Below are 9097 nucleotides of genomic sequence, written 5' to 3' on the forward strand. Positions count from 1 at the left end.
CGCGGGCCGGCGCGGCGGAGGCGCAGCGGCTCGCCCAAGGCGCGCGCATGCGGTCGGGGCCGCGGATGGGACCGTGATTGTAGCTAGAAGTGGCGGATGGGTACGATACGTTCGCGATCTTGAATGTCAGCGAGACCAAGAGGAGCGTCGCGCATGCGCTACGATCCGACGGACCCCGGACGGTACTCGACACTCACGATCCGGACTGGGAGGTACGGAGGTTGCCAATGCGATCGGCGTTCAGGTCGAGCAGTTCCGATAGGCGTTCGGTCAATCAATACGAGAACGTTCGACCAAGGGGCTATCGCCTTCTGAGTCCCGGACGTCACATCCCATGCGGGATGTCGGATGTCGCGACGATTGTCATGCTCACGTATCAAACGGGCTTTCGACCGATAGCCTCCGATTGCCATGCGGTTGAGGCCCTGCTTCTCGGGAAGGGGTCATGAGTTTCGGATCGATGCATGTGCTTGCAGAGAACTCGTCGCTGGAGCCTGGATGGGTCCAGACTCGTTGTCTTTTCAGTTCTGCCTCTTTCCCAAACTTTCGGTACGGGGGCGATCCGGACCATCGTTCTCCGAAAATTGACAGGACCCGGTAGGCAGACTGCCTGCTTTGCGGATAAGGAGCGCCCTATGAACACTCGTCCGACCCGGTGCCCGGTTCTCTCGGCCGTGGCGTTCGCAGCGCAGCGCGACCCTGCCGGCGTCGCGCCGTTCGCGCTGACCTGACGCGGCATTCCGAGGAGCGTCCGTGCGGACCCTAGCCAGCAATACCGGGGCCATGGGCTTCGTCTTTCGCCTGATCCGACAGCCCACGCTCGTCTCGGCGATGACGTTCGCCGTCTCGGGGGCTGCGTTCGCCTTGGGCAACCTGCTCCTGGCCCGGCAATTGCCGGTCGAGGCGTTCGGCCGGGTGGCGCTCGTCATCGCGCTCTTCAACGTCCTGATCCTTCTGGCACCGCTCGGCATCGATCAGCAGATCGCGCGCCGCAGGATCGATCCCGGTATCAGGCTTCTCGCGCTTCTGCTGGCCTCCGCCCTGGCGATGGGCGTGGCCGTTGCCGTAACCGTCGTCGCGTTCGGCGGCTTTCAGGCGTCGGAAGCCGCGTGGCTCGTGGTCATGACACTCGCGGGATGCGTGACCATAACGGCCAGCATGACGCTGCGCATGCGGCAGCAGCCCTGGGCTGCGCTGACGATGGCGACGATCGCCAGCTTCATCCTTCTTACGATTGGCCTGGCAACGCTCGCGTTCGACCTTCGCGATGCCGAATGGCCCCTTGCCCTGTTCGCGATCGGGAACGTCGCGGCCGCCATCTGGGGATGGTCGATGTTGCAGCGCTCGTGTCGCGTGCCCGAAGCGGACCGTGAGCCGGTCCTCTGGCGCGAGGCGATGTCGCTTCTCGGCATCGCGTTCATCGGGGCCGTGTCCTTGCAGATCGAGCGGATCGTGATCCCGATCCCGCTCGACCTGCGCGACCTCGCGCTGTTCAGCGTGCTGGCCTCGGTCGCGATCTTTCCTTTCCGGCTTCTGACGGCGGGCGTGAACTTCACTGTCGTGCCCCGGCTCAAGGCGGCGTCGAGCGTGTCGGCGCGCTACCGGGTCCTTCGCTCCGAGCTTCTTCTGCTCGGTGGAATCGTCGCGCTCGCCTGGCCGGTGATCATCCTCCTGGCGCCACCGGTCACGACGCTCGTTACCGATGGCGGCTATGCGATCAGCTACGCGCTTGCCACGGCGGCCTGCTGCAACGGAACGGTCAAGATCCTGATGGTGGTGCCGCGCGCGGTCCTGACGGCTTGCGGCAGCGACCGCGACCTTGCCGCGCTGAACCGGCTCGGGATCGTCTGGGTGGTCCTGGCCGTTGGCGGCGCGTTCGTCGGAGCGCAGGGTGGATTGACGGGGCTGATATGGGGGGTGAGCCTCGGGGGCTTGCTCGCGACCTTGCCTGCCGCGAATCTCGCACGCCGCAGGCTGACGGAGGGCCTCTGACGATGGACCAGATCAACGCGTTTTCCAATCTCGCGCGCCGTTTGCGCGATGGCGAGGAGCAGGTCGCCGCTGCGCCGGACTACCGCCGGCTCGCCCGGTCGCTCAAGAAGATGGAGGGTGGTTCCGACCTTCGGATCGCCCTGATGGGCAACACGACGCTCGATCCCTTCGTGCCCTTCCTCGCTGTCGAGCTTGCGCGCGCGGGCTGGCGGGCCGCGACCCATGTCAGTCCGTTCGGACAATACATGCAGGATCTGGCCGCCCCCGACTTCAAGTCGTTCGATCCCCAGATCGTCTTTTTGCATCTGTCGCTGCCGCTTCTTCGCCCCGATCGGGTCAACGCCTTCGCCGAGATGTCCGCCGATGCGGTCCGGGCGCTGGAGACCGACGTGCTGGACGAGGTCGAGCGCTGGACCGCGCGGGCGCTTTCGGAGACCGGCGCGACCCTCGTGGTCTGCAACTTCCCCACGACCGCCGCCCCGGCGCTCGGCGTGGCCGATCCGGCGCGGGATTTCGGCGAGACCGAGTTCCTCCTGTCGCTGAACCTCGAACTGATGCGCCGCCTCCGCCCGCATCCCCGCGTGCAGGTGCTCGACCTCGCCCGCGTGGTCGCGGAGACCGGATCGGAACGGGCGTTCGACGCACGGTTCATGCATATCGCGAAGACGGATTGGACCGACGCGCTCCGGATGCCGCTCGCCCGGGAATGCGCCCGGCATGTCGTCGCCGCGACCGGGACGGCGCGGAAATGCCTGGTGCTCGATCTCGACAACACGCTTTGGGGCGGCGTTCTGGGCGAGGACGGGCCCGACGGTATCCGGATCTCGGTGGGCGACGTCGAGGGCGAGGCGTATCTCGCGTTCCAGCATCGCGTGCGCAGCATGAAGGCACGGGGCGTCCTGCTCGCCCTGTGCAGCAAGAACGATCATGCGTTCGTCGAGGAGGCCTTCGAGCGGCGCTCGGAGATGCCACTCCGGCTGTCCGACTTCTCCGCCACCGCGATCGGCTGGGACCGGAAGTCTTCGGGGCTGCGCAAGATCGCCGGGGAACTCAACATCGGGACGGACGCGCTCGTCTTCGTGGACGACAATCCGGCCGAGATCGCCGAGGTCCGCGCCGTCCTGCCGGAGACCCTGAGCGTCCTGCTGCCGCCGGACCCCGCCGATTACGTCGCGACCTTCGACAGCCTCACGGCGTTCGAGAAGTCGCGCGTGGGCACGGAGGATGCGGCGAAGGGTCAGCTCTACGCCGAGGCCGCCGCGCGTGCCGCGGCGATGGCGTCGTCCGTCGAGCCGGAGGACTATCTAGCCGATCTCGAGATGACCGTCACGATCTGGAAGGCGGGCGCGGCCGACGTGGCGCGGGTCCACCAGCTCTTCTCGAAGACCAACCAGTTCAACACGACGACCAAGCGCTATTCGGTCGCGGATATCGAGCGCTTCCTGGCCGATCCGGATCATCGGCTGACGGTCTGCTCGCTCAAGGACCGCTTCGGCGAGTTCGGCACGATCGGGCTGTGTCTGGCGGTGCGGGAGGCCGACATGGTCCGAATTGACAGCTTCGTGATGAGCTGTCGTGCGCTGGCGCGGGGCGTGGAACAGACGCTTCTCGACGATCTGAAGCGCTACGTCCTCGAGAAGACGGAGTGTCGGGCGATGACGGCGCGGTTCGTGCCGACGGCGCGGAACGAACCGGCGGCGCGGTTCTACGACGAGGCCGGCTTCTCCGCGCGCGCGGCGGAAGATCATCGGGATTACGAACTCAACCGCGCCGACATTCGTTTGACGGATTGCCCGTGGCTGACAGTTGAGGAGAGATGACATGGACGACAGGATGACACAGCTTGCCGAGACCGTCTGCGACGAGATCGACCGCGACCCGGACGACGTTCCGGTCGACGCGGACCGCGACAACGTGGACGGCTGGGACTCGCTGGCGCATCTCCGCATCGTGACGGCTGTGGAATCTCGGTTCGGCGTCCGATTGACGATGCAGCAGATCTCGGAGGCCCGGTCGATCTCCGATCTTGCCCGCATGATCGAGCTCTGAGGATGAAGCTCGGCGTCGCCCTTCGCAGGTTCGCGGTTCCGCGCATTGCCGTGACGGTCTTCCATCTGATCCGGAACAGGGCCTTCGTCAGCCCCCGTTCCGAGGTGGAACTCAGCCGCCTGCTCACGATCGGTCGCAAGGCGCAGGTCGGATCCTTCGTGAAGATCAAGGCAAGCGACGGTCCCGTCACGATCGGGGCGCGGACCGACATCGCCTGCGGCTGCTGGATCGGGGGCCATGCGAACGGCATAACCATCGGCGACGATTGTCTCCTCGGGCCGAACGTTTCGATCGTGGGCGTCAATTATCGCTACGACCGCGTCGATCAGACGATGCGCGAGCAGGGGCACGTTTCGGCCGGGCCGATCACAATCGGAAACAACGTCTGGATCGGGGCCGGTGCGATCATCCTCGACGGCGCCCGAATCGGCGACGGCGTCATCGTGTCACCGAACAGCATCGTGTCGGGAACGATCCCGGAGCTCGCCATCGTCCAAGGCAACCCGGCGAAAGTCGTCTTCGTGCGTCGCTAGGAAAGTGAAGTCTCGGTTCAGTCGGTAGCGAAGACCCCCCGCTCGGCCAGATCCGCCACGATCTCCCGGGCCGATGCCCGGGTATAGTGGCCGTAATCGGCAAGATAGGGCACACTGTCTTGCGTCAGGAGACGGCATTCGTCGGGACAGATCAGGTCGTAGAGCGAGACGTAGCTGGCCCCGTTCCAGTCCGTGCCCGCCATGCGGTAGTCGAGGGCGCGGATCTCGGGGTCGAGGAAACGCGACATGTGGGCGTCGTTCCTGTGGAGGTTGCGCGCGAGGATCGCAGGGAAGCTCGTCAGGTATTCCGGCGTTGGCCCGAGGATCACGACCCGGTCCACGTAGGTCAGAAGGTAGTCGATGGTCTCCTGCAGGGGTTCGATGTCCTCGGCCTCCCAGCGGGTGGAGAGCAGGACGGTGTCGATGCCGCCTTGCGGGACGTGCTCGCGCAGGATGGGACCGATCACGCGGGGGCAGTACCACTCGCCTTCGACGTCGATGGTCGGCGTGCAGCCGGTGCTGGCGGCGAACTGGAGGTTGAGGCCCGGCAACGCCTCCTCGATCGCAGGCATCAGGTGCTCGGCATGGCTGTCGCCCATGACGAGGAGTGTCGGTCGCGCGGGATCGGTTGGCAGGCAGGTCGCCGGATCGAAGGCCCTGTCTTGGCCCGGGACACGCGCGTGGATCAGGCAGGGATGCGCATCGCGGCCATCGCGGTAGTCGACATAACTCGCGATCCGGCGGACCTCGGCGGAATGGCCGCCCCAGCCTTCGGCGCCCGCGACGAGGCCGCCGCCCAGCCCAGCCGCGAGGGCGAGGCCGCCGAGGGCGGTTGCGTTGACGGCGAAGGCCGGCCGCAGGCGCATGGACCGGCCGCGGAACGGCTCTTCCACGAAGAAGTAGCTGAGCCCCGCCGCGAGGAGGGAAAGCGCGCAGATCGCCGCCACGTCCCAAGGGTCGAGCGCCGGGTCGATGCGCAGCTTCCAGAACACGATGATCGGCCAGTGCCAGAGATAGAGCGAGTAGGAGATCCGGCCGATCGCCACGACGGGCCGGGCGCCGAGCACGCGGCCCGCCGGGGTCCCTTCCGCGCAGGCGATGAGGAGCATGGCGCCCAGGGCGGGGTAGATCGCGTTTGCACCCGGGAAGACCACGTCCTCGTCGAGCCCGAAGATGCTCCAGGCAACGAGCGCCGTCCCCAGGAGGGCGCCGATCCCGCGCATCCGGACGCTTCCCCGGTCCGCGAGGCCAGCGACCGCGGCGAGCGAGCCCAGTCCGAACTCCCAGGCCCGCGTCGGCAGCAGGTAGAAGGTCGCGCTGTCGTAGCGCACGGCACCCCAGACGCTGAGCCCGAAGGAAAGAACGGAGACCACGACGATCGGCACGACGTAGCGGCGACCGAGGAAGCGCGCGACGAGGAGGAGAAAGAGCGGCAGGAGGAGGTAGTACTGCTCCTCCACGGCGAGCGTCCAGGTATGAAGGAGCGGCGCCGTCGCGACGTCCGGCGCGAAGTAGTCCGAGGATTGCCAGAAGTAGAAGTTCGACACGAAGAGCGAGGCTGCGGCGACCGACCGGCCAAGCGCCCGGGTCTCCTCGGGGAAGAGTACGAACCAGCTCGCCGCGATCACGGCGGCGATCACCACGAGATAGGCCGGCAGGATGCGCAGGAAGCGACGCTTGTAGAAGTTCCAGATCGTGAACCGGTCCTCCGCGATCTCCTCGACGATGAGCGAGGTGATGAGGAAGCCGGAGATGACGAAGAAGACGTCGACGCCGGTGAACCCGCCCGAGAAGAGCGCGACATCGGCATGGAACAGCACGACCGGCACGATCGCCACGGTCCGTAGGCCGTCGATATGCGGTCGGTACTTCATTGTCGGATCTCCTCCATCACCACTCCACGTGCGTCGGATCGGTGGGAAGGAAAGGCCGAGAGGGCCGGACGGTCAAGCGCGCAGCCGCGCCGCCGTGAACGCGGGATCCTGACGTCACGTTAATATTAACCGCTTAACCTCGCAGGAAACTTTTGTAACATTGTCATGACAATTATTTATGACCTGCGCTATACTTAGTAATACGAAACGTGTCTCGACCATAGTTTGTAGAAGTTTTTTTTAAATGTTATTTGGAAGGGAAAAAACATTGTCTACGTCTAAACAATTCGATAATTCGACTATAAGAATTTTTTTTGTTGCCGAACCAAGAAACCCTCTCGTCTCATGGGAAAGCTGGTTTTACCTCACGCTTGTAGCGATCGCTTTGACCGGTGTTCTTCTGACAGAATACTTTCTTCCGATTTCTTATGTTCACCTGATATCCGAAGACAGGATCGGCGAATATTCCACATCGGTGGCCTTCGCAACGGCCGGCGTATTCTTCCTTACTGCGGGATCACGAAGCGCCGGAGTCAATCGGCTTTTCCTAATCTTCATGTCCATCTTTTCTCTGTTCATCGCAGGAGAAGAAATCTCGTGGGGGCAGCGGATCATCGGAATTGATACGCCTGAGGTGGTTCGGCAGATAAACAAGCAAGGCGAACTTACGATCCACAACATCGGGCCTTTGCAGAAACTGAACTTCCATGTCGCCGCCGGTATTCTCCTGCAGGTTCTGATGCTCGTATCGGTATTCAGGGATCTCCTGTCGAAAAGATTCGCGTGGATTGGCGATCTTTCCCTGCCGGCTCTTTCCATTTGGCCAACGACGATCGTCGTATCTATGATACTGATAGCCCGGCCAATGGTCAAAGGAGATGAGATCGCGGAGGCGCTTCTATCCTTTATCGTTCTTTTCTGGGCCCTTCATACGGCTTTCGAGTTCAAGGTCGTCAAGATGTCGGGCTACAGTCGGGAACTGATGGCAATGGCCATATTGTCTATGGTCGTTATCTCAGGAATGTTCCTTTCCAACGCTTTCGGCAGAGATATGGGATGGCGTTACAACATCGCCGCGAGTCGAGACTACCCGGAGCGAGGAATGATGGAGCAGTCCCGTATTCTGTTCGAGCACATCATGTCCGATCCGGAGTTGATCCGGCCGGATACGGTGGAAAACTTTCGTTACTTGCACGAGTAAATCCGTGAGCCACCGCTTTTGATATCTATCATGGACAAGGTCGTATCAAAGGGCTCCAGGGTCCGATGGTGAATGGCGCCGAGCATGGTTGCACGTAGGGACGGGAACTATCCAACTATGCGGTCGGGCAAGAGGATTGGTCTCGATGCTGCGGGCTTACCGTCCGTCGTGCCGATCCTCTGCCAGCGTTGCTCTGAGCGCCTTTTCCAGATGAGGTGCCATCAGCCGGGACGCGGTCGCGGAGATGTGGTGCGCATCCCGATACAGGAGCACGTTGTCGCGCGCGGTGGGGCAGCGGGCGGCGTCGCAGAAGACGTCCTCAAAGTCCGCTAAGGTCACATTGCCGCCGAAGACGAGCTCATCCGTGCGCATCGTTGGCCTGTCAGCGTCGCAGGCTGGGTCATCCAGCCCGAGCCGGTCGACGCAGGCCGCAATGTCGAAGACTGCACTCGGATTGTCGCGGATGGCCAGGACTGGGATGTCGCCGAGGGCGCGGCGAAACCTTCCTGGTACATCGGCTTGCCGGTCGCCGAGAGCGCCCCCAGCGTCTTGCCATGAAACCCGTTTCGGGCCGAAAGGATGCCCGACTTACCGGTTCTCAGCCGCGCGAGCTTGATCGCCGCCTCGACGGTTTCGGCCCCGCTGTTCGTCAGCGTCGTGATCGACAGATCGCCGGGCGTGACCTCGGCCAGGCGCTCGGCCAAACGCTCGGCCTCGACAGGACGGAGCGGCTGGACCATGGACGGAAGCGCTTCTGCCTGTGCTGCATTCAGCGCTATCCAGATCTCGGGGGGATTGTGTCCGAAAGGGAGCGCTCCGTACTGAGACAGGAAATCGAGGTATTCGCGACCCTGTTCATCGAAGAGTCGAAAGCCGGCACCGCGGACCATCCGGGCGTCGAGTGCGAACATCTCGAGAAGGTTCGTACGGGCGGGATTCAGAGCTGTCATGATGTGCCCCATTGTTTCGGAACGAGGTTTCCTGACGCAACTGCAGCAAATCGCCGATGTCGTTCGATCAAAGTAGCCTCCTTGCGAGTGATGGTGCCGGAGACGGATTGACAGGCACGCAAAGGCACCGCAGCCCCGGCAGAGCAGACCCTAAATTCTGGCTGGTAGGATCATTGTTTTCAGGCGTATTGCCGGACGCCTGCGAAACCCTTGTTCCATTCCATCGATCGGAACAATGGCCATGGAGCCTACGCAGAAGACGGCAGCGGTTTTCTGCTTTGATCTTCTAAACGCAGGCAGAATCTTGCCATCGAGTGATAAAGCCGCCTCGTTATTCTCCGAATGATCACGCGGTGGTATTCTTTTATTAAGATTCCAGAATGCATCGTCAATCGATTAATCGCGGCAATGGCATCCAAGACTAGAGCTTTTCGGCCGAAACTTGAATCGTGGGGATTCCCATGAGGGAGGCGGTGTGATTCATCTTTTTGAGGAGGA

At 63.1% G+C, this 9097-nt stretch carries 9 protein-coding genes; 5 read left to right on the forward strand and 4 right to left on the reverse strand.

Going from position 1 to position 9097, the window contains the following annotated elements; all coding sequences use genetic code 11:
* Positions 1 to 753 precede the first annotated feature (753 nt).
* The 4 genes from Q1A87_RS21960 to Q1A87_RS21975 are packed head-to-tail and all read left to right on the forward strand — an operon-like array spanning position 754 to position 4574.
* Entirely contained in the window at positions 754 to 1992 is a 1239-nt protein-coding gene (locus tag Q1A87_RS21960; protein WP_299656575.1) for a hypothetical protein, read from the forward strand.
* Positions 1993 to 1994: 2 nt separating this feature from the next.
* Positions 1995 to 3812, forward strand: a complete 1818-nt coding sequence (locus Q1A87_RS21965) for an HAD-IIIC family phosphatase (RefSeq protein ID WP_299656578.1) — start codon at positions 1995 to 1997, stop codon at positions 3810 to 3812.
* Position 3813: 1 nt separating this feature from the next.
* Complete coding sequence (locus tag Q1A87_RS21970) at positions 3814 to 4041, forward strand: acyl carrier protein (protein ID WP_299656581.1); 228 nt, start codon at positions 3814 to 3816, stop codon at positions 4039 to 4041.
* A gap of 2 nt (positions 4042 to 4043) precedes the next feature.
* Positions 4044 to 4574, forward strand: a complete 531-nt coding sequence (locus Q1A87_RS21975; protein WP_299656584.1) for an acyltransferase — start codon at positions 4044 to 4046, stop codon at positions 4572 to 4574.
* Between the two features lie 17 nt (positions 4575 to 4591).
* Here Q1A87_RS21975 and Q1A87_RS21980 read toward each other — a convergent pair whose 3' ends face one another.
* Entirely contained in the window at positions 4592 to 6448 is a 1857-nt protein-coding gene (locus tag Q1A87_RS21980; RefSeq protein WP_299656587.1) for an acyltransferase family protein, read from the reverse strand.
* A 268-nt stretch (positions 6449 to 6716) separates the two neighbouring features.
* On the opposite strand from Q1A87_RS21980, the gene Q1A87_RS21985 reads away from it, so the two are divergent.
* The gene (locus tag Q1A87_RS21985; RefSeq protein WP_299656590.1) at positions 6717 to 7649 is read left to right on the forward strand and encodes a hypothetical protein; all 933 of its coding nucleotides are present in this window, start codon (positions 6717 to 6719) and stop codon (positions 7647 to 7649) included.
* A 156-nt stretch (positions 7650 to 7805) separates the two neighbouring features.
* On the opposite strand, the gene Q1A87_RS24335 is transcribed toward Q1A87_RS21985, so the two are convergent.
* From Q1A87_RS24335 to Q1A87_RS21995, 3 genes are all read right to left on the reverse strand, one after another.
* Positions 7806 to 8084 carry an SGNH hydrolase domain-containing protein gene (locus Q1A87_RS24335; protein ID WP_363323052.1) on the reverse strand — a complete coding sequence of 93 codons (279 nt, stop codon included), beginning with the start codon at positions 8082 to 8084 and terminating at the stop codon, positions 7806 to 7808.
* Positions 7985 to 8560 carry an aminotransferase class III-fold pyridoxal phosphate-dependent enzyme gene (locus Q1A87_RS21990; RefSeq protein ID WP_299656593.1) on the reverse strand — a complete coding sequence of 192 codons (576 nt, stop codon included), beginning with the start codon at positions 8558 to 8560 and terminating at the stop codon, positions 7985 to 7987. The genes Q1A87_RS24335 and Q1A87_RS21990 overlap by 100 nt, the downstream gene beginning before the upstream one ends.
* A gap of 287 nt (positions 8561 to 8847) precedes the next feature.
* A partial coding sequence (locus Q1A87_RS21995) for a hypothetical protein (protein WP_299656596.1) occupies positions 8848 to 9097 on the reverse strand: 250 nt, incomplete at its 5' end.

Source organism: uncultured Jannaschia sp., from assembly GCF_947494055.1.
GTDB lineage: Bacteria > Pseudomonadota > Alphaproteobacteria > Rhodobacterales > Rhodobacteraceae > Jannaschia.